The sequence below is a fragment of the Pseudomonas guangdongensis genome (assembly GCF_900105885.1).
Taxonomy (GTDB): domain Bacteria; phylum Pseudomonadota; class Gammaproteobacteria; order Pseudomonadales; family Pseudomonadaceae; genus Geopseudomonas; species Geopseudomonas guangdongensis.
Map to the genome: position 1 here is coordinate 2,603,280 of NZ_LT629780.1, position 26,102 is coordinate 2,629,381.

Genomic DNA, 26,102 nt, shown 5'->3' on the forward strand with positions numbered 1-26,102 from the left:
TTAGCAGGGTTGACCAAGCTGTCGCGGTGGACGGATGTGCATTGCCGCCCCGTGCAACGCCGCCGCTTGACGAACGATGGCAACGCCTCAAGGCTGTGCGAAGGGCAGGGCGACTCGACGAAAGGTCGGGCGGCCCGCGTAGGGCGCGCCACCCACCTTTTGCTAGCTGCCGGTGCCGGATGAGCCTGTTGCGGATCGCCACGGTGGGCGAGGTCGAGTCGATGAACTCATGTGATCGGAGATGAAAATGAGCGAGAACAATATGAAGCCTGCAGGCAAGTGCCCGGTGATGCACGGTGCTAACACCACCGGTAGCACCTCGAAAATGGATTGGTGGCCGAATGCCCTCAACCTCGACATCCTCCACCAGCACGACACCAAGACCAACCCGCTGGGCGACTTCGACTACCGCGAGGAAGTCAAGAAGCTCGACTTCGCCGCGCTCAAGCGCGACCTCACCGCGCTGATGACCGACAGCCAGGACTGGTGGCCGGCCGACTGGGGGCACTACGGCGGCCTGATGATCCGCATGGCCTGGCATGCGGCCGGCACCTACCGGATCGCCGACGGCCGTGGCGGCGCCGGCACCGGCAACCAGCGTTTCGCACCGCTGAACTCCTGGCCGGACAACGCCAACCTGGACAAGGCCCGCCGTCTGCTCTGGCCGATCAAGCGCAAGTACGGCAACAAGATCAGCTGGGCCGACCTCATCGTGCTGGCCGGAAACGTGGCTTACGAGTCGATGGGCCTGAAGACCTTCGGCTTTGGCTACGGCCGCGAGGACATCTGGCATCCGGAGAAAGACATCTACTGGGGCTCCGAGAAGGAATGGCTGGCGCCGACCGGCAGCGAAGGCAGCCGCTACTCCGGCGAGCGCGACCTGGAGAACCCCCTGGCCGCGGTGATGATGGGCCTGATCTACGTCAACCCCGAGGGTGTCGACGGCCAGCCCGATCCGCTGAAGACCGCCCATGACATGCGCATCACCTTCGCCCGCATGGCGATGAACGACGAGGAAACTGTCGCCCTGACCGCCGGTGGCCACACCGTCGGCAAGACCCACGGCAACGGCAGCGCCGCCAACCTCGGTCCGGCGCCGGAAGGTGCCGATGTGCAGGAGCAGGGTCTGGGCTGGATGAATCACAGCACCCGTGGCGTCGGTCGCGACACCGTGACCAGCGGTATCGAGGGCGCCTGGACCAGCCACCCGACCCGGTGGGACAACGGCTACTTCGACATGCTGTTCAAGCACGACTGGTGGCTGCAGAAGTCGCCGGCCGGTGCCTGGCAGTGGGAGCCGGTCAACATCAAGGAAGAGGACATGCCGGTCGACGTGGAGGATCCGAGCATCCGCTGCAAGCCGATCATGACCGACGCCGACATGGCGCTGAAGTTCGACCCCGATTACCGCAAGATTGCCGAGCGATTCCACCAGGATCAGGCCTATTTCGAGGAAGTCTTCGCCCGCGCCTGGTTCAAGCTGACCCACCGCGACATGGGGCCGAAGTCCCGTTACATCGGCCCGGAAGTGCCGGCCGAAGACCTGATCTGGCAAGACCCGGTGCCGGCCGGCCGCACTGACTACGACGTCGCCGCAGTCAAGGCGAAGATCGCCGCCAGCGGCTTCTCCGTCAGCGAACTGGTCAGCACCGCCTGGGACAGCGCGCGGACCTTCCGCGGCTCGGACAAGCGTGGCGGTGCCAACGGCGCGCGCATCCGCCTGGCCCCGCAAAAGGACTGGGAAGGCAACGAGCCGGCGCGCCTGGCCAAGGTGCTTGCGGTCTACGAGAAGATCGCCGCTGAGACCGGCGCCAGCGTCGCCGATGTGATAGTGCTGGGCGGCAATCTGGGGGTCGAGCAGGCAGCCAAGGCCGCCGGCGTCGAGGTCAGCGTGCCGTTCGCCCCGGGGCGTGGCGACGCGACCCAGGAGCAGACCGACGTGGAGTCCTTCGAGGTGCTGGAGCCGATCCACGACGGCTACCGTAACTGGCTGAAGAAGGACTACAAGGTCAGCGCCGAGGAGCTGATGCTCGACCGCACCCAGCTGATGGGCCTGACCGCGCCGGAAATGACCGTGCTGGTCGGCGGCATGCGGGTGCTGGGCACCAACCATGGCGGTAGCAAGCATGGCGTGTTCACCGACCGCGAGGGCGTGCTGAGCAACGACTTCTTCGTCAACCTGACCGACATGGCCAACACCTGGAAGCCGGCCGGCAACAACCTCTACGAGGTGCGTGATCGCAAGACCGGTCAGGTCAAGTGGACCGCGACCCGTGTCGATCTGGTGTTCGGCTCCAACTCGGTGCTGCGCGCCTACGCCGAGGTCTATGCCCAGGACGACAACCAGGCGAAGTTCGTCAACGACTTCGTTGCCGCCTGGACCAAGGTGATGAACGCCGACCGCTTCGACCTGGCGTAACGTAACCTAGGAGGTGAATCGGGCCTGCTTTGCAGGCCCGATTCGTTTATGCGCAGTGCGGAAGTGCGAGGGACCGGTAGCGACGGCTGACGCGCTACATCCACTCCTGTTCCGCTGCTGCCACCGGATCGCCCCACAACACCCGCGGCGGCAGGTCGTACAGCGAATGGGCACCGTGCTGCAGCAGCGGCAGCGCCCGCGCGCCGGCCAGCATCATGCGCGCCGCCAGCTCGATCTCGTCGAAGCGGGCCTCCAGCAGCAGGGCGGCGTGACTGCTGTTGCTGCTCGCCGCATGGCGCTCCAGCAGCAGGCCGCGCTCGGCCTCCAGCCCGGCGACGCTGTCCACCGGGAACACCAGGGTCTCCTCGTCCAGATAGAGCGGGTCGCGGCGGATGGCCTGCTCGACGGCGGCCGCGTCGGCACCCGGCTCCAGCTCGACGTAGATGTAGCGCTGCAGCGTGCCATCCTGGGTTCTCTGCTCCAGCGCCAGCGCCAGCGCCCGGCGCACGCCCGCGATGCCTTCCGCCGCCAGCGAGTGGTGCAGGCTGGTGCCGGCATGCAGGCTGCTGCGGGTATGCCCGTGGGGCAGCAGCAGGGCGAACTGGCTACGGAACAGCGACAGGATGCCGGGATCGCTGCCGGCGCCGACAATCGCGGTGGTCCGGTAGAGGTGGGCCATCCGCTGCATTTCCCCATGGTGGGCGATGAAGGCGTCGCCATGCAGGCGCGCGCACTCGACCAGCGGGATACGGTGCTGCAGCAGCTCCCGGGCCTGGCCCTGGACGCTGTCCGCCGGTACGCAGAGCAGGGCGGCATCGACCTGCTTAAGCTCGGTGAAATGCCCGACCACCGGCAGGTCGCCCAGCCAGTCGAGCGGTGCGGGGGTGCGCCGCACCACGCCGGCCAGGCCCAGGGTCGGATCGTCCAGCAGCCGCTCGGCGCAGCGCTGGCCGAGCCGGCCGAGGCCGATCACCGCGATCTGACGTTTCTTCATGTCTGCCTGCCTATGGGAGGAGCGCGGGCCGCCCGGTATTCCCCGTTGAGGTTAGATCAGGCCGTGGCCTCCCTCCGCCTGTGACGCTAGCGCAATGCGCCGGCAACGTTCGGCGGCGACCGCTCAGCTCGACTTGGCCGCCGTGACTGCCTGGGGCTCGAGCGGCTCGGTGGCCTGCGGCGGTTCGGCCGGCGCGGTGATCACGCTGAAATCGCTCACCTCGATGGCTCCCCGCCCATAGCCGAGCAGGTGGAAGGAGAACGCCTTGCGCGATTCCGGGTTGTAGAAGCTGAAGTCCATCTGCAACGGCTTGTCGTGGGTGACCAGCATCCGGGCGGGGATGTCCAGCGGCACGTCCTGCTCGAACTCCTTGGCCTTGAGCAGGATGTAGGCCTTCTGCTCGCGGCCCACCGAGCGCACGGTCAGACGCACCCGCGTCATCGAGCCCTTGGGCAGCTCCAGGTACTGGGCACCGATCAGGTTGTCCGTCCAGTCGTCGCGGACTTGCGCCTTGAGGCGGATGACGGCCGGGCTGCCGAACTGGTAGAGCCGGTTCAGCGAGGAGTGCAGCAACGACTGATCCAGCGCGCTGGCCCTGGCCGCCATCTGGCGCGCGTGCCGGCCGCCATACTGGCCGAGGAAGGTGGCCCGCTCGGCGATGAAGCCTTCGCTGGCGTAGTAGCGGCAGCGTTGCTGCACGTCGCACTCGGTCAGGGTGCCCCGGCCATCGTGATGGCGCAGCTTGCCGTTGGTGTACGACATGATCTCCCGGCCATGGTCATAGTCGCGGAACAGCGAGCGGCCGCTGAGGACCTTGGGCGCCGGGAAGCCGAAGTAGTCGAGCACCGATGCGCTCAGGTCGACGTGGCCGTAGACCCCGCTCTTGATCCGGGGCAGTTGCGCCTGCTCGGGGGCCAGCACCAGGCTGAAGCCCCAGGCTGAGGCCAGGCGCACGCCGTCGATGCCATGGGACTCGTCCGAGGTGACGATCACCAGGGTGTCCTTCATCACGCCCGAGCGCTCCAGTGCGGCCAGGAAGTCCCCGAGGGCATCGTCCAGATAGGCCACCGCGGCCTGCTTGGGGCTGGCGTGGCGGCGCAGGTACGCGGCCGGCGCCGAGTAGGGCTGGTGGGTGCCGACCGTCAGCAGGGTGAGCATCCAAGGCTGTTTGCCCCGGCGCAGCTGGCCGACGTAGTCCAGCGCACCTTCGAAGAAGGACCTGTCGTCCATGCCCCACGGGAAATCCAGACGGGCAGGCTTCCTGAACCACTCCCGGCCGCGGGTGGCGTCGAAGCCGATGTGCGGCATGATCCGGTCCTTGGCCATGAACCTGAGACCCGCGCCCTGCAGGTAGTGGGTGGCGAACCCGCGGCTGCGCAACTGGGCGGGCAGGCAGGCCCGGTTGCGCTGGTTCTGGGTGAGCATCTCGATGCCCTTGGGTGTGCCGTTGTCGAGCTTGTCGTAGTCGCCGCAGAGCATCGCGTACAGGCCGCGGATGGTCTGGTGGCTGTGCAGCACGTAGTCGGGCGTGTTCATGCCCCGTTCGGCCCAGGCGCTCAGCCTGGGCATCAGGTTTTCGTGGTAGCTGCCGTTCAGGGCGGCGCGGTTCACCCCGACATAGGCGCCGGGAATGCCTTCGAGGGCGACGATCAGCACGTTGCGGGCGCGCCCCGGGGCGTCCAGCAGCTTCCTGCCGTCCAGGTCGAGCCGGGCGAGGCCGGCCAGCGGTGGCGGTGTGTCGGCATCATCGCCGGCCAGCCATTCCTCCAGGCGGGTCTGTCCGTGGCCGACGCCGGCCACCAGCCACTGATGCGGCAGGTTGAACAGTCGCCACTGGTCCGCCTCGCTGGGGTGGAGATACTGCAGGCCGCCGTGGCCCAGCAGGAGCGACAGCGGCGCCAGCCAAGCATGCCGCGGCAGGCGCGGAGACGGTTGCGCGCGGCCGGCCCACCGGCTGGCCAGCCAGACGGCCAGGGCGCCGAGCAGGGCGGCGGCCACCCACGGCTGGGCAAGGCTGCCGGCGGTGGAGTTCTCCATGAACTGCGGATCGGTCAGGTACTGCAGGTCTGCCACGTCCGGCAGGCGGCCGACGGCGCTGACCAGTTCCACCGCCGCCACGTTCAGCAGGCTCCACGCCAGCAGCACGGGCAGGACCAGCCACCAGGGGCGGCGGTACAGCAGCACGATCAGCAGGCTGGCGATGCCCAGGTCGGACAGATAGCCGAGGGACGCGGACCAGCCCAGGGCAAGACGGATGCCCAGGGGGACGATCAGCACCAGGCCGATGAGACTGGCGAGCGGGGCGCGGGGATGGCGCAGGCAGTGCGGGATGATGCTCACGAGGAAACCCTCACGCCATCGGATGTTCATGAAAACATGCTGGGCGGAATCGCTCGTATTTTGGGCAACTTCGGCCGCGGAAAGTTCTTGCGCCCATCCGCGGGCCGGGCCGTGCCGATGGGCCTGCGCCTAGGTCTGCTTCGGGCGGGGCGAGGCGCTGCGCCTGGTTGCCGTGCCGCCGGCCTTACGCGGCGCGGTCTTGCTCGGGGCGCCGGTGCGCTTGCCCTTCCAGGCCGGCTTGCCGCGGCCGGGCGCGACCGGCGGGCCGCTGATGGTCAGGCGCAGGCCGGCGCAGCGCTCCACCAGCTTGCTCATCCACGCCGACTGCTTGGCGACGAACTCCTCCAGTGGCATCTCGCCGCTCTGCACCATGTCCAGCGCCTGCTCCCAGATCGCCGTGGTGCCGGGGTCGGCGATCGGCCGCGGCACCGCATCGATCAGGCCGAACGCCGCCGGGGTGGCCGCCAGCGCCTTGCCCTGTTTGGTCAGGTAGCCGCGGTCGAGCAGCCCCTGGATGATCCCCGCGCGGGTCGCCTCGGTGCCGATGCCGGTGGTGTCCTTGAGCTTCTGCTTGAGGCGCGGATCCTCTACCAGTTTGGCGACGTTCTTCATCGCCTTGATCAGGTCGCCTTCGGTGAACGGCTTGGGCGGCTGGGTGTGCAGGTCCTTGAGCGTCACCTCGCGCACCGCGCAGTCCTGGCCCTCGCGCAGCGCCGGCAGGGCCTGCGGCTCGGCCGCCTCGCGGCCCTTGGCCGGCGCGAGCGCCTCGGGCAGCGCGCGCCGCCAGCCCGGCTCGACGATGCGCTTGCCCACCGCGCGCAGGGCGTTGCCTGCGCAGTCGCAGTCGGCCTGGGTGCGGTCGTACTCGTGGTTGGCCAGGAACTGCGCCAGGTAGCGGGCGCGGATCAGGCTGAACACCGCGCGTTCCTTGCCGGCCAGGCGGCTGGAGGCCTGCGCGGCGGCGGTGGGGATGATGCCGTGGTGGGCGCTCACCCTGGCGTCGTTCCACGCCCGCGAGCGGCGCCGGGCGTCGAGGTGTGGCGCCAGCGTGGCCAGTGCCGGATCGGCGGCGGCCAGGGCGGCGAGGATCGCCGGGGCCTCGGCGTGCTGGCTCAGCGGCAGGTAGCCGCAGTCGCTGCGCGGGTAGGTGATGACCTTGTGCGTCTCGTACAGCGCTTGGGCGATGTCGAGGGTTTCCTGGGCGCCGAGGCCGAGTTTCTTCGAGCAGACTTCCTGCAGGGTACCCAGGTCGAAGGGCAGCGGCGCCGCTTCGCGCACGCGCTCGGTGTTCAGTTCGACCAGCCGCGCGCTGCCGGCACGGCGCATCGCCTCGGCGACGGCGCGGGCCAGCTCGGGCCTGAGGCAGCGGCCCTGCTCGTCGCAGGCATCCTCCGGCGCGCGCCACTGCGCGGTAAAGGGGATGCCATCCGCCAGCAGCTGCACGTCGATGGCCCAGAACGGCACCGGCACGAAGGCGGCGATGCTGCGGTCGCGATCCACCACCAGACGCAGGGTCGGCGTCTGCACGCGGCCCACCGAGAGCACGCCCTGGTAGCCGGACTGGCGGCCGAGCAGGGTGAACAGCCGGCTCATGTTCATGCCGATCAGCCAGTCGGCGCGCGAGCGGCCTAGCGCGGCGTGGTAGAGGGGGAAGGTCTCGCTGCCGGGCTTGGGTGCCTTGAGCGCCTTGCGGATCGAGGCGTCGTCCAGTGCCGACAGCCACAGGCGCCGGATCGGCCCGCGATAGCGGCAGTGATCGAGGATTTCGCGGGCGATCATCTCGCCCTCGCGGTCGGCGTCGGTGGCGATCACCAGCTCCGTGCACTCGCCGAGCAGGCGCTTGACCGCCTTGAACTGGCTGGCGGTCTTGCTCTTGACCAGCATCTTCCAGCGCTCGGGGACGATGGGCAGGTCGGCGAGGCTCCAGCGCTTGTAGCGCGCGTCATAGGCGTCCGGCGGCGCGGTTTCCAGCAGGTGGCCGATGCACCAGGTCACGGTGACGTTCGTGCCCAGCCAGCAGCCGTCGCCGCGCCGGCTGGCGCCGAGCACCTTGGCGATGTCCTTGGCCTGGGAAGGTTTTTCGCAGAGAAAGAGCTGCATGGCGGTCGTCGGGACGGATGGCGGTGGGGCAGAGCATGGGCAGAAAGCGGCGTTCAGGCAAGTTTTATCTGTATGTGCATACAGCTCTGCTGGCGCCGGCGGCCGTCGGCGGCGCGCCGGAACATGGCAACTGTGCGGCGGCGCGGTATGCTGCGCGGCACAGGCGTCGATTCAGCTTCAATTAAGTGGCGATGCCTAGAGTAGGCCCTGTCGAAAGCCACTGGCTCCCAAGGAGACCGAATCATGAAAAAGCTCACTGCCCTGTTCACCGCCGCCCTCATCGCCGCTGCCGCCGGTGCCGCCCAGGCCCGCGATCTCGGTCCGGACGAGGCGCTCAAGCTGCGCGATGCCGGCACCATCCAGTCCTTCGAGAAGCTCAATGCCGCGGCCCTGGCCCAGCATCCGGGCGCGACCATCGAGGAGACCGAGCTGGAAGAGGAATACGGCCGCTACATCTACCAGGTCGAGGTGCGCGACACCCAGGGCGTGCAGTGGGATCTGGAGCTGGACGCCACCAACGGCCAGATCCTCAAGAACCATCGCGACGACTGAGACTGATGCGCCACACCCTGTTGCTGGCCCTGTGTAGCCTGATCCTCGTCGTGCCGGCGCAGGCCCGCGACCTGGATCAGGACGAGGCCCTGCGCCTGCGTCAGAAGGGCGTGATCCTGCCGCTGGAGCAGCTCCTCCAGCAGGCGCTCGACCGCCACTCCGGCTCGCGCCTGCTGGAGGCCGAGCTGGAGGAGGATGACGACCTGTACGTCTACGAGGTCGAACTGCTCACCCGCGACGGCCAGGTGCGCGAACTGGAGTTCGACGCCGCCAGCGGACGTCTGCTCAAGGACGAAGAGGACGACTGATGCGACTGTTGCTGGTGGAAGACAACGTGGCCCTGGCCGACGAGCTGCTCGCCGACCTGGGCCGTCAGGGCTATGCCGTGGACTGGCTGGCCGACGGCCGCGATGCCCTGGTGCAGGGCGCCACCGAACCCTACGACCTGATCGTCCTCGACCTCGGCCTGCCCGGCATGCCGGGGCTGGACGTGCTGCGCCGCTGGCGCGCCGACGCTCTGCGCACCCCGGTGCTGATCCTCACCGCGCGCGACAGCTGGGCCGAGCGCATCGACGGCCTCAAGGCCGGCGCCGACGACTACCTGAGCAAACCCTTCCATCCCGAGGAACTGGCCCTGCGCATCCAGGCGCTGCTGCGCCGCGCCCACGGGCTGGCCAACCAGAGCGAGCTGAAGGCCGCCGGTCTGGTGCTCGACGAAGGGCGCCAGTGCGTGCGCCGCGGCAGCGAGGAGATCGCCCTGAGCGGCGCCGAATTCCGTCTGCTGCGCTATTTCATGCTGCATCCCGGGCAGATCCTCTCCAAGACCCAGCTCAACGACCACCTCTACGACGGCGAGAGCGAGCGCGAGTCCAACGTCATCGAGGTCCACGTCAACCACCTGCGCCGCAAGCTCGGCCGCGAGGTGATCGAGACCCGTCGTGGCCAGGGCTACCGCTATGCCGGCGCCGCGGAGGCGGGCGGGTGAGGTCGATCCAGAGCCGCCTGGGTCTCGGTCTGGCCGCCACCTTGCTGGTGGTCGGCGTGGTGGTGCTGCAGAGCAGCCTGTGGCTGTTCGACAACGGCCTGCGCCGCTATCACGCGGCCATCCTGCAGGACGAGGCGGAAAGCCTGCTGGTGGCCCTGGTGCGTGGCAGCGGCGGCGTGCAACTGGACGAGCAGCGTGTCCACCCGGCTTTCCAGCGCGCCTACTCGGGGCGCTATTTCCGCATCGATTTCGCCGAGCGCAGCTGGCGCTCGCGCTCGCTGTGGGACAGCGAACTGCAGCCGCCTGCGCAGGCCGGGCTGGCCATCGAGCTGCAGCCGGGGGCGGTGGGCCAGCGCCTGCTGGTGTTCCGCGGCGACTACCGGCGCTTCGGCCAGAGCCTGCGGATCACCGTCGCCCAGGACTACACCCCGGTGCTGGCCAGCCTGTCGCGCATCCGCTGGCTGGCCGCCGGCGGCGGTGCGGCGGCGCTGCTGCTGGTGCTGTTGCTGCAGTGGCTGACCGTGCGCCGCGCCCTGCGGCCGCTGGAGCGGGTGCGCCGGCAGATCGCCGAGCTACAGGCCGGGCAACTGAGCGCGCTGGACAGCCGGGTGCCGCGCGAGCTGGAGCCGCTGGTCGGGCAGATCAACCACCTGCTGCGCCACACCGAAGAAACCCTCAAGCGCTCCCGGCATGGTCTGGGCAACCTCGGCCATGCCCTGAAGACGCCCTTGGCGGTGCTGCTCAGCCTGCTCGGCCGCGACGAGCTGCGCGCCCATCCGGCGCTGCGCGCCACCCTGCGCGAGCAGTTGCAGCAGATCGAGCAGCGCCTGCAGCGCGAGCTGGGCCGCGCGCGGCTGGCCGGCGAGGCGCTGCCCGGCGCGCATTTCGACTGCGGCGGCGAGCTGCCGGCGCTGTGCGCCACCCTGCGACAGATCCATCCCCACGTCGACATCGACTGGCAGGCGCCGCCCGGCCTGCGTCTGCCCTGGGACCGCGAGGACCTGCTGGAGGCGCTCGGCAACCTGCTGGACAATGCCTGCAAGTGGGCGGACAGCGCGGTGCGGGTCAGCGCCGGCGAGGACGGGGAGGGGTACTGGCTGTGTGTGGAGGACGACGGCCCGGGCATCGATCCGGCGCAGCGCGAGGCGGTGATCGCCCGCGGCAGCCGGCTGGACGAGCAGGTCGCCGGGCATGGCCTGGGGCTGGGCATCGTGCGCGACATCGCCCAGGCCTGCGGCGGGACCTTGAGTCTGGAGGACAGTGGCGAGCTGGGCGGGCTGTGCGCGCGGTTGCACCTGCCCCGGCGCGCCCAGGCAGTGGGGCGGCCCTGAGCGGGCCGCCCGCGGGGTTTACTCGAAGGGCTTGGGCTGCGGCGTGTCGTTGGTCGACGGCGGCAGGATCGGCAGAGTGAAGCTCGGCTGTTCGCCGGTCAGGGTCTTGAGGAAGGCGGTGATCTTGCCGACTTCGTCGTCGCTGAGCTTGCGGCCCAGCTGCAGGCGGGCCATCACGTCCACCGCCTCTTCCAGCTTCCAGTAGGCACCGTCGTGGAAGTAGGGGTAGGTCAGCTCGACGTTGCGCAGGGTCGGCACCTTGAACTTGAAGCGATCGGCGTCCTTGCCGGTCAGCGCGGCGACGCCCTCGGCCGGGTTGTCGGTCTTGTAGGGTTCGACCAGGCCCATCTTCTGGAAGGAGTTGCCGCCGGCGGCCGGGCCGTTGTGGCAGGTGGTGCAGCCGGTGTCCTTGAACAGCTTGTAGCCTTCCAGCTCGACCTGGGTCAGGGCTTCCTTGTCGCCGAGCAGCCAGCGGTCGAAGCGCGAGTGCGGGGTGACCAGGGTCTTCTCGAATTCGGCGATGGCGTCGGTCACCGCGTCGATGGTGATCTTGTCGACCTTGTAGACCGCCTTGAAGGCGTCGCGGTACTGCGGGATCGAGCGCAGGGTGTCGAGCGCCAGGCTGTGGGTGAAGGCCATCTCGCCGGGGTTGGCGATGGGGCCGGCGGCCTGCTCCTTGAGGTCGGCGGCGCGGCCGTCCCAGAACTGGGCGACGTTCATGCTGGAGTTGAGCACGGTCGGCGAGTTGATCGGGCCTTTCTGCCAGTTGTGGCCGATGGAGGTCTGCAGGTTGTCGCTGCCGCCCATGCTCAGGTTGTGGCAGGAGTTGCAGGAAATGAAGCCCGACAGCGACAGGCGCGGATCGAAGAACAGCTGCTTGCCCAGCTCGACCTTGGCCGGATCGGTGATCTTCGCCGGCAGGATCGGTTGGATCGGCTCGTTGCTGGGCGTCATGGCCCAGGCGTTGAGGCTGCAGAGCAGGCCGGCGGTCAGTGTCAGCGTTTTTTTCATGAGACTTCCTCAGTCGTTTTCCCTGTTGGTCCACGCAAATTATCCCGGCCCGATGACAGCCAGCCGTTGCCCTGGATCAGCGCCGGGGCGATTGCCGGGCTCTAGATCGGGCCTGGCGGGCGAGTCTATTGCAGAAATAGCGAACCCCACGCCTGCGGGGCAGGGCGTGGGGTCCGGTAGGCGGCGCCGCGAGCGCGGCGTCGTCACTGCTTGGGCTTGCAGCTCTTGCAGGTCTTGCAGCCCAACAGGGTGTAGGCCGGGCACCAGCCGAGCAGGCCGGTGGCCAGCGGCAGGATGCCGATCCAGGCCCACAGCGGACCGCCGGCCAGCGCCCAGACGATCAGGGCGATGCCGACGACGATGCGGGCGATCTTGTCGATGCCGCCGACGTTCTTTTCCATGGTGAAACTCCTCTGTGCGTGCGCGATGGTGGGGATGGCCGGTGCTCAGTCGAACGCCGGCAGGCTGGGGGTGACCACCGGCTTGCCGGCCGCCGTCCAGGCGTCGAAGCCGCCGGCGATGGACTGCACCTTCAGGTAGCCCATGCTCCGCAGGGCGTCGGCGGCCAGCGCAGCGCGGCCGCTTGTCTTGCAGTACAGCACGATGTCGAGATCGCGGGCGGCCAGCTCGGGCGCGGCGCTGAGCTTGAACTCCAGCAGGCCGCGGGGGATGTGCACCGCGCCGGGGATATGCCCGGCGTGGAACTCGTCGGCCTCGCGCACGTCGAGCAGCAGGTCGGCGCTGCGGATCGCCGCCTCGGCGGCGTCGAGGTCGATTTCATGGATGCGGGTTCTGGCCTCGGCGACCAGATCAAGGGCGCTTTTCACGATGGTTGTCCTTGTGCGGGGAAGGGGTGGCGGGCTGGGGCGCGTGGCCGTTGCGGCGCTGGGCCATGGCCTGCCGGGTGGTCTGGGGGTCGAGGGCGGCCAGCGCCTCGAACTGGCTGATGAACACCTGGCCGCCGAAGTGATCGAGGAAGTCCGAGGCGCGCAGGCGGTCCATCACCGGGCCCTTGATCTCGGAGAAATGCAGCTGGATACCGGCGGCATGCAGCCGCGCGCTGATCGCTTCGAGGCTTTCCAGGGCGCTGGCGTCGATCAGGTTGACGCCGGGGCACATCAGCACCAGATGCTCGATCTGCGGGTGCTGGCCGGCCAGCTCGGCGATGCGGTCTTCCAGGTAGCGGGCGTTGGGGAAGTACAGGCTCTCGTCGACCCGTACCGACAGCACCTTCGGGCTTTCCACCACGGCGAAGCGCTCGACGTTGCGAAAGTGCTCGCTGCCCGGCAGCTGGCCGACCACCGCGATGTGCGGCTGGCTGGTGCGCCAGAGGAACAGCAGCAGCGACAGGCCGACGCCGAGCAGGATGCCGGCCTCGACGCCGAGCAGCAGCACGCCGAGCATGGTCGCGGCCATCGCCGCTGCGTCCTGGCGCGAGTAGCGCCAGGTGCGCCTGAGCGCGCCGAGGTCGACCAGACTGAGCACCGCGACGATGATGGTCGCGGCCAGCACCGCCTGCGGCAGGTTGTGGAACAGCGGGGTGAAGAACAGCACGGTGACGGCGATGCCCACGGCGGTCAGCGCGCCGGCCAGCGGCGTCTGCGCGCCGGCGTCGAAGTTGACCACCGAGCGGGCGAAGCCGCCGGTGACCGGGAAGCCGCCGCTCAGTGCCGCCGCCACGTTGGAGGCGCCAAGGGCGACCAGCTCACGGTTCGGCTCGATGCGCTGGCGGCGCTTGGCGGCCAGGGTCTGCGCCACCGACACCGACTCGACGAAGCCGACCAGGCTGATCAGCGCGGCGGCCGGCAGCAGCTGGACGATCAGCGTCGGTTCCAGGCTCGGCAGGGTCGGCGAGGGCAGGCCGCCGTGGACGGCGCCGACCACCCGCACGCCGGCATCGGCCAGATCGAGCAGACCGACCGCCAGTACCGAGGCCAGCAGGGCCAGCACCGGGCCGGCCTTGGCCAGGTTGCCGGCCAGGCGCGGTGGCAGGCCCAGCGCGCGCAGCCAGCGTGCGCCGTGGCTGCGCAGCAGAAACAGGAAGAGCAGGCTGCCGGCGCCGATCGCCAGGGTCGGCAGGTGGGCGCCGGGCAGTGCGGCGAGCAGGCCGAGCAGCAGTTCGGCGGCGTTCTCGCCGTCCACCCGGATGCCGAGGATGTGCTTGAGCTGGCCGAGGGCGATGAGGATGCCCGAGGCGCTGATGAACCCGGAGATCACCGGGTGGCTGAGGAAGTTGGCCAGGAAGCCCAGGCGCAGCAGCGCCATGGCCAGCAGAATGGCGCCGGAGAGCAGCGCCAGGAGCATGGCGGCTTCGGCATAGGCGGCGCTGCCGGCCGGGAACAGCGGGCCGAGCGCCGCGGCGGTCATCAGCGAGATCACCGCCACCGGGCCGACCGCCAGGGTACGGCTGGTGCCGAACAGGGTGTAGGCGATCAGCGGCAGGATGCTGGCGTACAGGCCGGCGACCGGCGGCAGTCCGGCGAGCATGGCGTAGGCCAGGCTCTGCGGGATCAGCATCAGGGTGACGATCAGCGCCGCGAGGCCGTCCCTGGCGGCGGCCTCGCGGTCGTAGTGGCGCGCCCACTCCAGGCACGGCAGGTAGCGGGCCAGCCGCTCTCTCATCACTTCTTCTCCTGGGTGAAGTCGCAGGCCGGTGTCGATTCCACCGGGCGCGGTTCGAAGTCCAGATGCCTGGGTTCGGCCAGCCACTCGTGGCCCTTGAGCATCAGGTCGAAGTAGATGCCGGGCATCCACTTGGTCTTCAGGTCCCAGGCCAGCTTGCGCGGCACCCGCGGATCGAGGGGGAAGGTGGGCAGCAGCTTTCCGCCGTAGCCGAACTCGGCGAGGATCACCTTGCCGCGCTCGACGGTCAGCGGACAGGAGCCGTAGCCGTCGTAGATCGCCCGCAGGCCGCGGCCGGCGAGTACGCTGAGGACGTTCTCGGCCACCACTGGCGCCTGCTTGCGCACCGCCGCGGCGGTCTTGGCGTTGGGCGCGGCGCAGACGTCGCCGAGGCTGAAGATGTTGCCGTAGCGCGGATGGCGCAGGGTCTCGTGATCGGCCTCGACCCAGCCGTCGGCGTTGGCCAGCGGGCTGTGGCGGACGAACTCCGGGGCGCGCTGCGGCGGCACCATGTGCAGGAAGTCGAATTCGCGCTCCACCGTGCCGGTCGTACCGTCGGCCCCGGTGACCTTGAACCAGGCCTTGTGCGCCTCGCCGTCGACCTTGATCAGCGTCTCGTTGAAGTTGAGGTGGGCGCCGTAGCGCTCGACGTACTGCATCAGCGGCGGGACGAAGTCGGCGACGCCGAACAGCACGGCGCCGGCCGAGCAGAAGTCCACCTCGATGTTGGGCAGCACGCCCTGTTTCAGCCAGTGGTCGCAGGACAGGTACATCGCCTTCTGCGGCGCGCCGGCGCACTTGATCGGCATCGGCGGCTGGGTGAACAGCGCCCGGCCGCTGCGCAGCGCCTGCACCTGCTGCCAGGTGTAGGGCGCCAGCTCGAACACGTAATTGCTGGTCACGCCATGCTTGCCGAGGGTTTCCCGCGCGCCCTCGATGGCGTCCCAGTCGAGGGTCAGCCCCGGGCAGACGATCAGCGCGCGGTAGCCGAGGCGGCTGCCGTCTTCCAGCACCACCTGCTGCTGCTCCGGCTCGAAGGCCGCGGCGGCGGCGCGGATCCACTGCGCCTTGGCGGGGATGCAGCGGGCCATGGCGCGCTCGGTACGCGCGCGGTCGAACACCCCGGCGCCGACCAGGGTCCAGCCCGGCTGGTAGTAGTGCTGGTCACGCGGCTCGACGATGGCGATGCGCAGCCCCGGATCGCGCTTGAGCAGGCTGGCGCTGACCGCGCAGCCGGCGGCGCCGCCGCCGATCACCAGCACGTCGTAGCGCGGGGTATGGGCGAAGCTGGCGGCCGGCTGCGGAGCGTTGGGCAGGGTCTGCCAGCGTTGCTCCAGGCGCGGGCGCAGCGCGGCGAGGTCGTAGCCGGCGTCCCTGGCGGTGGCCAGCAGGGCGTCGGGGTCGAGGTGGTGGGCCTCGGCCAGCGCCCATAGGGTGGTCGAGCGGGTGCCGCTGCGGCAGAAGGCCAGTGCCGGTCCCTTGATCTGGTCGAGCAGGGTGCGGAACGCCTCGACGTCGGTATCGGTGATCTGCCCCGAGACCACCGGCAGGTGGTGGTAGTCCAGCCCCGAGGCCTCGGCGGCGGCCTGCATGGCGGCGCTGGACGGCTGGCCCTCGCCTTCGTGGTCGGGACGGTTGTTGATCACCGTGCGAAAGCCGCTGGCGGCCAGGGTGCCCATGTCGGCCGGCTCCAGCTGGGCGGCGACGGCGATGAACGGGGTGAGGCGCTTGATCGGTTGCATCTTGTGGTTCTCCGCAGGTGCTCGCGCGGTGTGCGTCGGGCCGATTCAGAGCAGGTCGAGGGGTATCTTCAGGTAGCGGGTGCCGTTGTCCTCGGCCGGCGGCAGCTCGCCGGCGCGCATGTTGATCTGCACCGAGGGCAGGATCAGCGTCGGCATGCCGAGGGTGGCATCGCGTGCCTGGCGCATGGCGACGAACTGTTCCTCGCCGATGCCGACATGGATATGCACGTTGCCCGTGCGTTCGGCGCCGATGGTCGTCTCGTAGAGATACTGGTCGCGCCCCGGCGCCTTGTAGTCGTGGCACATGAACACCCGGGTCGCGTCCGGCAGGGCGAACAGCTTGGTGTGGATCGAGCGGTACAGGGTGCGCGCATCGCCGCCGGGGAAGTCGCAGCGGGCGGTGCCGTAGTCGGGCATGAACAGGGTGTCGCCGACGAAGGCGGCATCGCCGATCAGGTAGGTCATGCACGCCGGGGTGTGGCCGGGGGTGTGGATGGCGCGGGCTTCGACGCTGCCGACCCGGAAGGTTTCGCCATCCTTGAACAGGCGGTCGAACTGGCGACCGTCGGTGGCGAACTCCGGCTCGACGTTGAACAGCTTGCCGAAGGTGTCCTGCACCACGGTGATGCGGTCGCCGATCGCCAGGGTGCCGCCGAGCTGCTCCTTGAGGTAGTGGCCGGCGCTGAGGTGGTCGGCATGTACGTGGGTTTCGAGAATCCACTGCACGCGCAGGCCGTGTTCGCGCACGTAGGCGATCAGCCGGTCGGCGTTCTTGTGCGAGGTGCGCCCGGCGGCCGGGTCGTAGTCGAGCACCGGGTCGACCAGCGCGCACTGGCCGCTTGTCGGGTCGCTGACCACATAGCTGTAGGTGAAGGTGGCCGGATCGAAGAAGGCTTCAACATGGGCGTTCATCGGACAGTTCTCCCTGCGTGGCTTGATACCCGGTGGGGTATGTCATGGAGTAAAGCCTACTGCCGTTTTTAGTTCTATGCATAGAATTATTTTTTATAAGCGAGCAAGGGCGGCAATCGCCGCCGCCGGTATCGCTTTGACAGCCCAGGCCGCTTTCGGCACAGTGCGCGCCTTTCGTCGCAGACGATCCCGAAATCTGGAGTCAATCCCATGAATGCGGTACTCATCGCCGTCGGCCTGATGCTGGTGCTCAGCCTGTGCCGGGTCCACGTGGTGGTCGCGCTGATCCTCGGCGCACTGGCCGGCGGTCTGGTCGGCGGCCTCGGTATCGAAGGCTCGCTGGCAGCCTTCAACAAGGGGCTGGGTGGTGGCGCCACCGTGGCGCTGTCCTATGCGCTGCTCGGCGCCTTCGCCGTAGCCATCGCCAAATCCGGCCTGGCCCACGCCCTGGCCGACCGCGCGCTGGCGCTGGTCGGCCGTCAGGATGCCGGCGCCCAGGGTGGCGGTGGAGTGAAGTGGCTGGTGCTCGGCCTGCTGCTCGCCGTGGCGGTGTCTTCGCAGAACATCCTGCCGATCCACATCGCCTTCATCCCGCTGCTGGTACCACCGCTACTTTATGTGACCAGTCGCCTGCGCCTGGACCGCCGGCTGATCGCCTGCGTGCTGACCTTCGGCCTGATCACGCCCTACATGTTCCTGCCGGTGGGCTTTGGCGGCATCTTCCTCAACGAGATCCTGATGGCCAACGTGGCCAAGGGCGGGGTGGAGGTGGCCGGTCTGAGCGTGACCCAGGCGATGGCGATTCCCGCCCTGGGCATGCTCTGCGGTCTGCTGGTGGCGGTGCTGTTCAGCTACCGCAAGCCGCGCGACTACGACCTCGGCCGGATCGCCCGCACCGAGCAGGTGGACAGCCGCTACAGCCCGAAGACCCTGCTGGTGGCCGGTGTGGCGGTGGCAGTGGCCTTCGCCGTGCAGCTGTGGCTGGGCTCGATGATCGTCGGCGCGCTGGCCGGTTTCGTGGTGTTCTCGGTCTCCGGCGTGGTGCGCTGGAAGGAAGCCGACGACCTGTTCACCGAAGGCATGAAGATGATGGCGATGATCGGCTTCATCATGATCGCCGCCGCCGGCTTCGCCGAGGTGATGCGCGAGACCGGCCATGTCAAGGCGCTGGTGGATGCCTCGGCGGCGCTGATCGGCAACAGCAAGGCGCTCGGCGCGCTGCTGATGCTGCTGGTCGGTCTGTTGGTGACCATGGGCATCGGCTCCTCGTTCTCCACCGTGCCGATCATCGCGGCGATCTTCGTGCCGCTGGGCGTCGAGCTGGGCTTCGGCCCGCTGGCCATCGTCAGTCTGGTGGGCACCGCCGGTGCGCTGGGCGACGCCGGCTCGCCCGCCTCGGACTCGACCCTCGGCCCGACCGCCGGCCTCAACGTCGATGGCCAGCACAACCATATCTGGGACAGCGTGGTGCCGACCTTCCTGCACTACAACCTGCCGCTGCTGGCCTTCGGCTGGCTGGCGGCGATGATCCTGTAGGTAACGCCGTAACGAAAAAAGCCGGAGCAGTGCTCCGGCTTTTTTCGTTTGTGCCCTGGCGATCAGGAGGGGAACAGCTCGCCCAGCTTGAGCGCCAGCATCATGTCGCCTTCGGCGCGCAGCTTGCCGGTCATGAACGCCTGCATGCCGCTGACTTCGCCGCTGAGGATGCCCTTGAGGGTCGCGCTGTCCATGATCAGGGTCACGTTGGGCTTGTCCGCATCGCCCTGGGTCAGGTCGCAGGTGCCATTCTTGATGGCGAGGAAGTAGTTTTCCGCATCCTCGATGCTGAACTGAAAGATCAGGTCGAGGCCGGCGGCGGCGGCGGCGTTGAAGCGGGCCTGCATGGTTTCGATGACTTTGGCGACGCTGCTCATTGAGAGGGGTCCTTGTGCGATCCGGTGGGCAATTGCGGCGAGCGTATTGGCAAGGCGCGGCGGCTGTCAACGACAACCCGCGCGCGTCTTGCGCCCGGCGCCGGCACGCCCTGCCGGGCGGTTTCGCGCTGGTCGGCGGGGGCGAGTGGCCGTTATCCTTGCCGCCTGGCCGCGCATTCTGGTGCGGCGCACGATCGAGGAGAACCCGTGGAGTTTCTGAGCGAATACGCCGGCTTCCTGGCGCGGACCGTGACGGTCCTGGTGGCCGTTCTAGTCGTCCTGCTGGCCGTGGCGCTGCTGCGCGGCCGCGAGCGGCGCAGTGGAGGGCATCTGGAGGTGCACCGGCTCAACGACTTCTACCAGGCGCTGCGCGAGCGCCTGCAGGGCAGCGTGCTGGACAAGGAGCAGCTCAAGGCGCTGCGCAAGGCCGAGAGCAAGGCGGAAAAGGCCGAGAAGAAAGCCGGCCGGCACAAGCCGCGGGTCTACGTGCTGGACTTCGACGGCGACATCAAGGCCTCGGCCGGCGAGCACCTGCGCCACGAAGTCACCGCGCTGCTGAGCATCGCCACTCCCGAGGACGAGGTGGTGGTGCGCCTGGAGAGCGGCGGCGGCATGGTTCACAGCTACGGACTGGCCTCCTCGCAACTGGCGCGCATCCGCCAGGCCGGCGTGCCGCTGACCGTGTGCGTCGACAAGGTGGCGGCCAGCGGCGGCTACATGATGGCCTGCATCGGCGACAAGATCCTCGCCGCGCCCTTCGCCATCCTCGGCTCCATCGGCGTGGTCGCCCAGCTGCCCAACTTCCACCGCCTGCTGAAGAAGCACGCCATCGACTTCGAGGTGCTCACCGCCGGCGAGTACAAGCGCACCCTCACGGTGTTCGGCGAGAACACCGACAAGGGCCGGGAGAAGTTCCAGGAGGACCTGGAGATCACCCACGGGCTGTTCAAGGACTTCGTCGCCCGCTACCGCCCGCAGCTGGACATCGACGCGGTGGCCACCGGCGAGGTGTGGCTCGGCCAGGCCGCGCTGGGCCAGCAGCTGGTCGATGAGCTGCAGACCAGCGACGAGTACCTGAGCCAGCGCGCCCGCGAGGCCGAGCTGTTCCAGCTGCGCTACCACGAGAAGAAGAGCCTGCAGGAGCGCATGGGCCTGGCCGCCACGGCGGCGCTGGACGGCGTGCTGCTGCGCTGGTGGAGCCGCCTGTCGCAGCCGCGCTTCTGGCAGTGAGCCAGCCATGAAAAAGCCCCGCGATGCGGGGCTTTTTCATGCGGCGGGACAGGCTCAGCGGCGACGGAACAGCGGCAGCGGTTGCTCGACGCTGGTCTGGTAGGTCACCGAGAAGTCCGACAGGCCCTTGAGCGCATCGTACGGGTCGCGGTCGGCGCGCACCGCGAAGGCGTCGAAGCCGCAGCGGTGCATGAAGAACAGTTGGTCGCGCAACACGTCGCCGATGGCGCGGATCTCGCCCTGGTAGCCGTAGCGCTCGCGCAGCAGGCGGGCGCTGGAGAAGTGGCGGCCGTCGGTGAAGGCGGGGAAGTCGAGGGCGATGACCTGGAAGTGCTTGAGGTCGTCGACGATGTCCTCGATCTGCTCGTGGCTCTGCAGCCACACGCCGAGGCCGCCGTCGCGCACCTTGAGGGCGTGACTGGACTCCAGCCACAGGGCCAGCGGCACGATCAGGTCGTCGCTGTTGGGAATGCCGTCGAGGCTGGCGTCGGCCGGCAGCAGGTGCCAGCGCTCGTCGATGACCTCGCCGTTCTTAATGATGCTTTGCATAGACGCGCTCCTTGAAGGGATCGATGCCGATACGGCGGAAGGTCTCGATGAAGCGCTCGTCTTCATGGCGCTGCTCGACGTACACGGTGATGATCTTCTCGATCACGTCGGCCATGTCGTCCTGAGCAAAAGACGGGCCGAGGATCTGGCCGAGGCTGGCGTTGCGCCCGGCTTCGCCGCCCATCGACACCTGATAGAACTCCTCGCCCTTCTTGTCGACGCCGAGGATGCCGATGTTGCCGATATGGTGGTGACCGCAGGCGTTCATGCAGCCGGAGATGTTCAGGTCGATCTCGCCCAGATCGAACAGGTAGTCGAGGTCGTCGAAGCGGCGCTGGATGGCCTCGGCGATGGGGATCGACTTGGCGTTGGCCAGCGAGCAGAAGTCGCCGCCCGGGCAGCAGATGATGTCGGTCAAGAGGCCGATGTTCGGCGTGGCCAGGCCCAGCGCGCGCAGCTCGTTCCACAGGTCGAACAGCTTGGCCTGCTCGACGTCGGCCAGCACCATGTTCTGCTCGTGGGTGCTGCGCGCCTCGCCGAAGCTGTAGCGCTCGGCCAGGTCGGCGACGGCATCGAACTGCTTGTCGGTGATGTCGCCGGGGGCGATGCCGGTGACCTTCAGCGACAGTGTCACGGCGCAGTAGCCCGGCTTCTTGTGCGCCACCACGTTGCGCGAGCGCCAGCGGGCGAAGCCCGGGTGCTCGGCGTCGAGGGCGGCCAGCGCGGCGCTCTGGTCTTCCAGGGTCTGGTAGGCGGGGTCGACGAAGTGCGCGGCGACGCGGTCCAGTTCCGCCTGGGTCAGGGTGGCCGGGCCGTCCTTGAGGTGCGCCCACTCGGCGGCGACGCGCTCGGCGAAGACTTCCGGGGTCAGTGCCTTGACCAGGATCTTGATCCGCGCCTTGTACTTGTTGTCACGGCGACCGTAACGGTTGTACACGCGCAGGATGGCTTCCAGGTAGGTCAGCAGGTGTTGCCAGGGCAGGAATTCGTTGATGAAGCTGCCGACGATCGGGGTACGGCCGAGGCCGCCGCCGACCAGCACGCGGAAGCCCAGTTCGCCGGCTTCATTGCGCACCGGCTCCAGGCCGACGTCGTGGACCTCGATGGCGGCGCGGTCGGCGGCCGAGCCGTTCACCGCGATCTTGAACTTGCGCGGCAGGTGGGCGAATTCCGGGTGGAAGGTGGCCCACTGGCGGACGATCTCGCACCACGGACGCGGATCGATCACCTCGTCGGCGGCGACGCCGGCGAACTGGTCGGTGGTGACGTTGCGGATGCAGTTGCCGCTGGTCTGGATCGCGTGCATCTGCACGCTGGCCAGTTCGGCGAGCATGTCCGGCACGTCTTCCAGCTTCGGCCAGTTGTACTGCACGTTCTGGCGGGTGGAGATGTGCGCGTAGCCCTTGTCGTAGTCGCGGGCCAGCTTGGCCAGCATGCGCAGCTGTGGCGCGGAGAGCAGGCCGTAGGGCACGCAGACGCGCAGCATCGGCGCATGGCGCTGCACATAGAGGCCGTTCTGCAGGCGCAGCGGGCGGAATTCTTCCTCGCTGAGCTGGCCGGCCAGGTAGCGGGCGGTCTGGTCGCGGAACTGCGCGACGCGCTCCTCGATGATCCGTTGATCGTATTCGTCGTATACGTACATGTAATTGTCTGCTCTCAGGCTGTCGGCGGAGATCGGCATCGCCTGGCGAAGTCCGACCCGCAAGGGCGTCTGCTGCGCGCACGGCCGCGCACTCCCACGGAGTGGCGGCACGATAGCAGTTCGTCCTTATGCGATAAAGTGAAGAATAACTATATATAAATAGCTGAAATGGATAAGTGCGCGTGCGTTCAGCGCGCTCCGCCGGCGGCGGCGACCATCACCCGGTTGCGGCCCTGCTGCTTGGCTGCGTACAGCGCCTGGTCGGCCATCTTCAGCACGGTGTCGATGTCGCGGTCGCTGGCGGGCCAGTGGGCGACACCGAGGGACACGGTGGCCAGGCCGACGCCCGGGGTCAGGCTCGACTCCATGCGCGCGCGCAGGCGCTCGGCGACCATCCGCGCGGCGTCGAGGCTGGCCTCGGGCAGCAGCATGAGAAACTCCTCGCCGCCGTTGCGGCACAGCACGTCGTTGCCCCGCGAGGTGTCGCGCATCAGCTGCGCCATGTGGCGGATCGCCTGGTCGCCGACGTCGTGGCCGTGGTTGTCGTTGATGCGCTTGAAGTGGTCGATGTCCAGCGCCACCACGGCGAAGGGCCGCTCGCTGTCCTGCCAGCGCTCCAGGGTCATCTGCAGGCCGCGGCGGTTGAACAGGCCGGTCAGCGGGTCGGTCAGGGTGTCGAGGTTGAGCTTGCCGATCTTCTGCTGCAGCAGGGTCAGCCCGGTGAGCATGGCGCGCTTGAGCTGGGCCGCCTCGAAGTACCAGGCGCGCACGCTGCGGATGTCGCCGGAGGCGGTCTGCGAGTCCATGTTGCGCGCGGTGTTGGCCAGCTGCCAGAGCGGCCGGGAGATCAGCCGCGCCAGCCACCAGATGCCCAGCAGGGAGATCAGGGTGACCGGAATGGCGTTGCGCAGGGTGGTCAGCATCAGGCCGTCGAGCCCGGCCAGGGTCATCTCGGTGGGGCGCTGGGCGACCACGCCCCAGCCGCTCGTGCCCAGCGGCGCATAACCGGCCAGCATGTCGATGCCCCAGCTGTTGGTCAGGCGCATGCTGCCGGCTTCGCCGCGCACCACCGCGTCGATGGCCGGGTTGCCCTTGATCACCTCGCCGACCCGCTCGGGGTCGCGGTGGTAGACCAGGCTGCGCTGCCGGTCGACCACGTACAGATAGGAGCCGTCGCGGTAGTAGTGCTCGCCGAGCAGGGTGTGCAGGGCGCTCTTTTCCTTCAGGTAGAGACTGCCGCCGAGAAAGCCCAGGTAGCTGCCGTCCGGAGCGTAGATCGGCTGCGAGAGCATGATGATCAGCCGGCCGGTGGCGGAGACGAACGGCAGGCTCATCAGCGGGCGGCGCTCGCGCAGCGCCTCGCGGGTGCCTGTGGTGGCGAGGAGCGTGCCCAGCGCCAGGTTGCTCGGATAGACCGCGCGCAGCCGGCTGTCGGCACCGACCACGAAGGTGGAGTTGAAGGTTTCCGCCTGCTGCTTGAGGCGCTGCACCTCGTCGTGCAGCGCATCGGCATCGTCGAAACGCCCGCTCAGGCGCACCGCGCTGTAGGCCAGCTGGCGCTGCGCTGCGAGCAGGAAGTGGTGGGCGCTGTCGGCCAGCTTGGCGGCGTACACCCGGTTGGCTTCCAGGGTGCTGTCGATCAGCAGCTGGCGCTGTACCTGGTAGCTGGCGTAGAACAGGTTGGCCAGGGTGAGCAGGGCGCTGGCGATGGCCAGCAGCAGGATCAGGCGGCCAAGGTCGAGGCGGAGCAGTGAAGAAGTTGACATTGCGCGGCGCCCGTTGGCCTTGACGGTGGATGGGGGGCGAATCTTAGCATGGGGCCGGGGCGGGCTCGACGCTGGGCCATGGTCGGCTTGAGCCCGCTGCGATCCTCGGCTTGACTGGAGAGGGCAGGGGCCTTGCGAGGGGGACATGCCATGCAGCCGACGGATCCGCACACTATGCCCGACAGCCGCGCCGACGCCTGGGCCGCGCTGGCGCTGATCCTCATCGCGGTGCTGGCGGCGGTGCTCTGGGTCGCCGGGCGGTAGCCGCTCAGGCGGCACCGCTGAGGCCGAGGACCAGGCGCACCAGCCCGTAGAGCAGCAGCACGAACAGGGCGGTGCAGAGCACGCCGAGCAGGATGAAATGGCCGGGTTTGCCGCGGCTGAAGTCGCGGGTCCGGTTGCGCCCGCTCTGCACGCCGAAGGCGGCGGCCAGTACGCTATGCAGGGTCTGCCAGAAGGTCAGGGGCGGGGGCAGCGGCTCCTGCGGTTCGGTGGGGCGGGGTTGCGGCTCGTCGTGCATGGCGGTCTCCGGCGCGGGCGGGCGATGCAGCAAGCGTTGCCCGTGTTCGCCGCGCCGGCAAGTCGGCCGCGGTTTCAGAGTTCGATGCGCGCCCAGCCGCGGCGCTGCCACATCAGCGCGAACAGCAGCGAGGCCAGGCCGCGCTGCAGGATGTACAGGCTCCAGATCGCCAGCAGGCCGTAGCCGAGCACCGGGCCGAGCAGGTAGGTCAGCGGCAGCACCACCAGCCACTGGTTGCCGAGGGTCACCGCCATCACCGTGCGGCTGGCGCCGGCGCCGAGCAGCGCCTGGCCGAGCACCAGCGCGGCGGCGTCCAGCACCATGCCGGCGCCGGTCAGGCGCAGTGGCCAGAGTCCCAGCTCGACCAGTTGCGGGTCGTTGACGAACAGGCCGAGGATCGGCGCCGGGAACAGCCAGAACGGCATGCCCAGCAGCAGCAGGCCGCAGGCCGCCACCCGCACTACCTCCCAGCCCCAGCGGTGCGCCGCTTCGACGTCGCCCGCGCCGAGGCTGTGGCTGACCAAGGTGGTCGCCGCCATGCCCAGACCGATGGCCGGCAGGATCAGCAGCAGCGCCAGGTTGACCAGCACATGGGCCACCGCCAGTTCGGCGGTGCCGACCTGGGCGATGATCCAGAACAGCAGGGTGATGCCGGTGGCGAACAGGAACTGCTGCAGCGAATTGGGCAGCGACAGGCGGCTCAGCGTGTGCAGCTCGCGCCACCGTGGGCGGCGGCGCAGGAAGCCCTGGTCGCGCGCCACCCGCCAGGTCTGGCTGGCATAGACCAGCGAACCGACCCACAGGGCGATGCAGGTGCCCAGTCCCGAGCCCTCGGCGCCCATCGCCGGCAGGCCGAACAGGCCATGGATCAGGCAGTAGCTGAGCGCCGCGTTGGCCAGGTGCATGCCGAGCAGGATGCGCAGGTACAGCCCCGAACGGTGGCTGCCGTTCCAGAAGCCGCGGAACGCGAAGTTCATCCCCACCGCCGCTACCGCCAGCACCCGCCACTGCAGGTAGCCCTGACCGATGGCGGCCACCGCCGCATCGTCGGTCAGCCAGGCGATGACCAGCGGCGCGCTCAGCCAGCCGAGCAGGCCCAGCGGCAGGCCGCCGGCCAGGGCCAGCAGCAGTCCGGCGTTCAGCGCCGCGCCGGTCTCCTCCGCGCGGCCTTCGCCGCGGCGGCGCGCCACCAGCGCCTGCACCCCGGAGCCGAGGCCCATCACCAGGGCGATGACCATGAAGTTGGCGTAGCTGCCGATGCCCACCCCGGCCAGTGCGGTTTCCCCCAGGTGCCCGACCATCGCCGCATCCACCAGGTTGATCAGGCTCTGGCTGAGCATGCCGCCGATGATCGGCAAGCCGAGGGTGAGGATCTGGCGCAGGCGCTCGGGCATGGAGGGTGGGGAGGTGGCAAAAGGGTCGGCAGTTTAGCGCAGAACGCCGCCGCCGAGCCGCCCGGGAGCGCCCGCCTGGC

At 68.9% G+C, this 26,102-nt stretch carries 22 protein-coding genes; 7 read left to right on the forward strand and 15 right to left on the reverse strand.

From position 1 onward, the window contains the following. Nucleotides 1–247: 247 nt before the first annotated feature. Nucleotides 248–2,419, forward strand: a complete 2,172-nt coding sequence (katG, locus tag BLU22_RS12275; RefSeq protein ID WP_090214967.1) for a catalase/peroxidase HPI — start codon at nucleotides 248–250, stop codon at nucleotides 2,417–2,419. Between the two features lie 94 nt (nucleotides 2,420–2,513). Here the strand turns inward: katG and BLU22_RS12280 are convergent, their stop codons facing one another. The 3 genes from BLU22_RS12280 to BLU22_RS12290 form a co-directional block, all read right to left on the reverse strand. Further along, nucleotides 2,514–3,413 (reverse strand): Rossmann-fold NAD(P)-binding domain-containing protein, encoded by a 900-nt coding sequence (locus tag BLU22_RS12280; protein ID WP_090214969.1) that lies wholly within the window; start codon nucleotides 3,411–3,413, stop codon nucleotides 2,514–2,516. A 123-nt stretch (nucleotides 3,414–3,536) separates the two neighbouring features. Continuing rightward, nucleotides 3,537–5,783: an LTA synthase family protein gene (locus tag BLU22_RS12285; RefSeq protein ID WP_173867178.1), complete on the reverse strand. Its 2,247-nt coding sequence runs from the start codon at nucleotides 5,781–5,783 to the stop codon at nucleotides 3,537–3,539. A gap of 99 nt (nucleotides 5,784–5,882) precedes the next feature. Beyond that, a complete protein-coding gene (locus BLU22_RS12290) occupies nucleotides 5,883–7,853 on the reverse strand; it encodes a DNA topoisomerase III (protein WP_090214972.1) in 1,971 nt (656 codons plus the stop codon). 243 nt (nucleotides 7,854–8,096) lie between these two features. On the opposite strand from BLU22_RS12290, the gene BLU22_RS12295 reads away from it, so the two are divergent. From BLU22_RS12295 to BLU22_RS12310, 4 genes are read left to right on the forward strand one after another with little or no spacing between them, the layout of a single operon-like run. Beyond that, entirely contained in the window at nucleotides 8,097–8,405 is a 309-nt protein-coding gene (locus tag BLU22_RS12295; RefSeq protein WP_090214973.1) for a PepSY domain-containing protein, read from the forward strand. A gap of 5 nt (nucleotides 8,406–8,410) precedes the next feature. After that, nucleotides 8,411–8,713: a PepSY domain-containing protein gene (locus BLU22_RS12300; protein ID WP_090214976.1), complete on the forward strand. Its 303-nt coding sequence runs from the start codon at nucleotides 8,411–8,413 to the stop codon at nucleotides 8,711–8,713. Next, entirely contained in the window at nucleotides 8,713–9,390 is a 678-nt protein-coding gene (locus BLU22_RS12305) for a response regulator transcription factor (protein ID WP_090214977.1), read from the forward strand. The genes BLU22_RS12300 and BLU22_RS12305 overlap by 1 nt, the downstream gene beginning before the upstream one ends. Beyond that, on the forward strand, nucleotides 9,387–10,721 hold the full coding sequence (locus BLU22_RS12310; protein WP_090214980.1) for an ATP-binding protein: 1,335 nt from the start codon (nucleotides 9,387–9,389) through the stop codon (nucleotides 10,719–10,721). Before BLU22_RS12305 ends, BLU22_RS12310 begins: the two co-directional genes overlap by 4 nt. Nucleotides 10,722–10,739: 18 nt before the next feature. On the opposite strand, the gene BLU22_RS12315 is transcribed toward BLU22_RS12310, so the two are convergent. The 6 genes from BLU22_RS12315 to BLU22_RS12340 all read right to left on the reverse strand — a co-directional run bounded on the left by BLU22_RS12315 (nucleotide 10,740) and on the right by BLU22_RS12340 (nucleotide 17,008). Next, nucleotides 10,740–11,732 (reverse strand): cytochrome-c peroxidase, encoded by a 993-nt coding sequence (locus BLU22_RS12315; RefSeq protein ID WP_090214983.1) that lies wholly within the window; start codon nucleotides 11,730–11,732, stop codon nucleotides 10,740–10,742. Nucleotides 11,733–11,935: 203 nt separating this feature from the next. After that, the gene (locus BLU22_RS12320) at nucleotides 11,936–12,133 is read right to left on the reverse strand and encodes a YgaP family membrane protein (RefSeq protein ID WP_090214986.1); all 198 of its coding nucleotides are present in this window, start codon (nucleotides 12,131–12,133) and stop codon (nucleotides 11,936–11,938) included. A 45-nt stretch (nucleotides 12,134–12,178) separates the two neighbouring features. Next, nucleotides 12,179–12,559 carry a rhodanese-like domain-containing protein gene (locus tag BLU22_RS12325; RefSeq protein ID WP_090214988.1) on the reverse strand — a complete coding sequence of 127 codons (381 nt, stop codon included), beginning with the start codon at nucleotides 12,557–12,559 and terminating at the stop codon, nucleotides 12,179–12,181. Then, a complete protein-coding gene (locus tag BLU22_RS12330; RefSeq protein ID WP_090214991.1) occupies nucleotides 12,543–14,354 on the reverse strand; it encodes a SulP family inorganic anion transporter in 1,812 nt (603 codons plus the stop codon). Before BLU22_RS12330 ends, BLU22_RS12325 begins: the two co-directional genes overlap by 17 nt. After that, nucleotides 14,354–16,096 (reverse strand): bifunctional protein tyrosine phosphatase family protein/NAD(P)/FAD-dependent oxidoreductase, encoded by a 1,743-nt coding sequence (locus BLU22_RS12335; protein ID WP_090214995.1) that lies wholly within the window; start codon nucleotides 16,094–16,096, stop codon nucleotides 14,354–14,356. Before BLU22_RS12335 ends, BLU22_RS12330 begins: the two co-directional genes overlap by 1 nt. Nucleotides 16,097–16,141: 45 nt before the next feature. After that, on the reverse strand, nucleotides 16,142–17,008 hold the full coding sequence (locus tag BLU22_RS12340) for an MBL fold metallo-hydrolase (RefSeq protein ID WP_090214997.1): 867 nt from the start codon (nucleotides 17,006–17,008) through the stop codon (nucleotides 16,142–16,144). Between the two features lie 210 nt (nucleotides 17,009–17,218). Between BLU22_RS12340 and BLU22_RS12345 the strand changes: the two genes are divergently transcribed. Continuing rightward, nucleotides 17,219–18,544, forward strand: coding sequence for a Na+/H+ antiporter family protein (locus BLU22_RS12345; protein WP_090214999.1), 1,326 nt, complete (start codon nucleotides 17,219–17,221; stop codon nucleotides 18,542–18,544). 62 nt (nucleotides 18,545–18,606) lie between these two features. Here BLU22_RS12345 and BLU22_RS12350 read toward each other — a convergent pair whose 3' ends face one another. Then, nucleotides 18,607–18,921, reverse strand: coding sequence for an SCP2 sterol-binding domain-containing protein (locus tag BLU22_RS12350; protein ID WP_090215003.1), 315 nt, complete (start codon nucleotides 18,919–18,921; stop codon nucleotides 18,607–18,609). A 207-nt stretch (nucleotides 18,922–19,128) separates the two neighbouring features. On the opposite strand from BLU22_RS12350, the gene sohB reads away from it, so the two are divergent. Further along, the gene (sohB, locus tag BLU22_RS12355) at nucleotides 19,129–20,151 is read left to right on the forward strand and encodes a protease SohB (protein WP_090215004.1); all 1,023 of its coding nucleotides are present in this window, start codon (nucleotides 19,129–19,131) and stop codon (nucleotides 20,149–20,151) included. Nucleotides 20,152–20,205: 54 nt separating this feature from the next. Here sohB and BLU22_RS12360 read toward each other — a convergent pair whose 3' ends face one another. The 5 genes from BLU22_RS12360 to BLU22_RS12380 form a co-directional block, all read right to left on the reverse strand. Further along, nucleotides 20,206–20,700, reverse strand: a complete 495-nt coding sequence (locus BLU22_RS12360) for a DUF934 domain-containing protein (RefSeq protein ID WP_090215007.1) — start codon at nucleotides 20,698–20,700, stop codon at nucleotides 20,206–20,208. After that, nucleotides 20,684–22,342 carry a nitrite/sulfite reductase gene (locus BLU22_RS12365; RefSeq protein ID WP_090215008.1) on the reverse strand — a complete coding sequence of 553 codons (1,659 nt, stop codon included), beginning with the start codon at nucleotides 22,340–22,342 and terminating at the stop codon, nucleotides 20,684–20,686. Before BLU22_RS12365 ends, BLU22_RS12360 begins: the two co-directional genes overlap by 17 nt. 188 nt (nucleotides 22,343–22,530) lie before the next feature. After that, the gene (locus BLU22_RS12370; protein ID WP_090215011.1) at nucleotides 22,531–24,108 is read right to left on the reverse strand and encodes a GGDEF domain-containing protein; all 1,578 of its coding nucleotides are present in this window, start codon (nucleotides 24,106–24,108) and stop codon (nucleotides 22,531–22,533) included. A gap of 268 nt (nucleotides 24,109–24,376) precedes the next feature. Further along, nucleotides 24,377–24,628: a DUF2970 domain-containing protein gene (locus tag BLU22_RS12375; RefSeq protein ID WP_090215014.1), complete on the reverse strand. Its 252-nt coding sequence runs from the start codon at nucleotides 24,626–24,628 to the stop codon at nucleotides 24,377–24,379. Nucleotides 24,629–24,702: 74 nt separating this feature from the next. Continuing rightward, nucleotides 24,703–26,022, reverse strand: a complete 1,320-nt coding sequence (locus BLU22_RS12380) for an MATE family efflux transporter (protein WP_090215016.1) — start codon at nucleotides 26,020–26,022, stop codon at nucleotides 24,703–24,705. Between the last annotated feature and the right edge of the window lie 80 nt (nucleotides 26,023–26,102).

Excerpts from the sequence above, each read along its gene's own strand:
- katG (WP_090214967.1), top strand. The coding sequence starts at position 248 with ATGAGCGAGAACAATATGAAGCCTGCAGGCAAGTGCCCGGTGATGCAC.
- BLU22_RS12340 (WP_090214997.1), bottom strand. The coding sequence starts at position 17,008 with ATGAACGCCCATGTTGAAGCCTTCTTCGATCCGGCCACCTTCACCTAC.
- BLU22_RS12380 (WP_090215016.1), bottom strand. The coding sequence starts at position 26,022 with ATGCCCGAGCGCCTGCGCCAGATCCTCACCCTCGGCTTGCCGATCATC.
- BLU22_RS12300 (WP_090214976.1), top strand. The coding sequence starts at position 8,411 with ATGCGCCACACCCTGTTGCTGGCCCTGTGTAGCCTGATCCTCGTCGTG.
- BLU22_RS12370 (WP_090215011.1), bottom strand. The coding sequence starts at position 24,108 with ATGTCAACTTCTTCACTGCTCCGCCTCGACCTTGGCCGCCTGATCCTG.
- BLU22_RS12350 (WP_090215003.1), bottom strand. The coding sequence starts at position 18,921 with ATGAGCAGCGTCGCCAAAGTCATCGAAACCATGCAGGCCCGCTTCAAC.
- BLU22_RS12335 (WP_090214995.1), bottom strand. The coding sequence starts at position 16,096 with ATGCAACCGATCAAGCGCCTCACCCCGTTCATCGCCGTCGCCGCCCAG.
- BLU22_RS12315 (WP_090214983.1), bottom strand. The coding sequence starts at position 11,732 with ATGAAAAAAACGCTGACACTGACCGCCGGCCTGCTCTGCAGCCTCAAC.
- BLU22_RS12280 (WP_090214969.1), bottom strand. The coding sequence starts at position 3,413 with ATGAAGAAACGTCAGATCGCGGTGATCGGCCTCGGCCGGCTCGGCCAG.
- BLU22_RS12295 (WP_090214973.1), top strand. The coding sequence starts at position 8,097 with ATGAAAAAGCTCACTGCCCTGTTCACCGCCGCCCTCATCGCCGCTGCC.
- BLU22_RS12375 (WP_090215014.1), bottom strand. The coding sequence starts at position 24,628 with ATGCACGACGAGCCGCAACCCCGCCCCACCGAACCGCAGGAGCCGCTG.
- BLU22_RS12360 (WP_090215007.1), bottom strand. The coding sequence starts at position 20,700 with ATGCAAAGCATCATTAAGAACGGCGAGGTCATCGACGAGCGCTGGCAC.
- BLU22_RS12330 (WP_090214991.1), bottom strand. The coding sequence starts at position 14,354 with ATGAGAGAGCGGCTGGCCCGCTACCTGCCGTGCCTGGAGTGGGCGCGC.
- BLU22_RS12365 (WP_090215008.1), bottom strand. The coding sequence starts at position 22,342 with ATGTACGTATACGACGAATACGATCAACGGATCATCGAGGAGCGCGTC.
- BLU22_RS12345 (WP_090214999.1), top strand. The coding sequence starts at position 17,219 with ATGAATGCGGTACTCATCGCCGTCGGCCTGATGCTGGTGCTCAGCCTG.
- BLU22_RS12305 (WP_090214977.1), top strand. The coding sequence starts at position 8,713 with ATGCGACTGTTGCTGGTGGAAGACAACGTGGCCCTGGCCGACGAGCTG.
- BLU22_RS12290 (WP_090214972.1), bottom strand. The coding sequence starts at position 7,853 with ATGCAGCTCTTTCTCTGCGAAAAACCTTCCCAGGCCAAGGACATCGCC.
- BLU22_RS12285 (WP_173867178.1), bottom strand. The coding sequence starts at position 5,783 with ATGAACATCCGATGGCGTGAGGGTTTCCTCGTGAGCATCATCCCGCAC.
- BLU22_RS12320 (WP_090214986.1), bottom strand. The coding sequence starts at position 12,133 with ATGGAAAAGAACGTCGGCGGCATCGACAAGATCGCCCGCATCGTCGTC.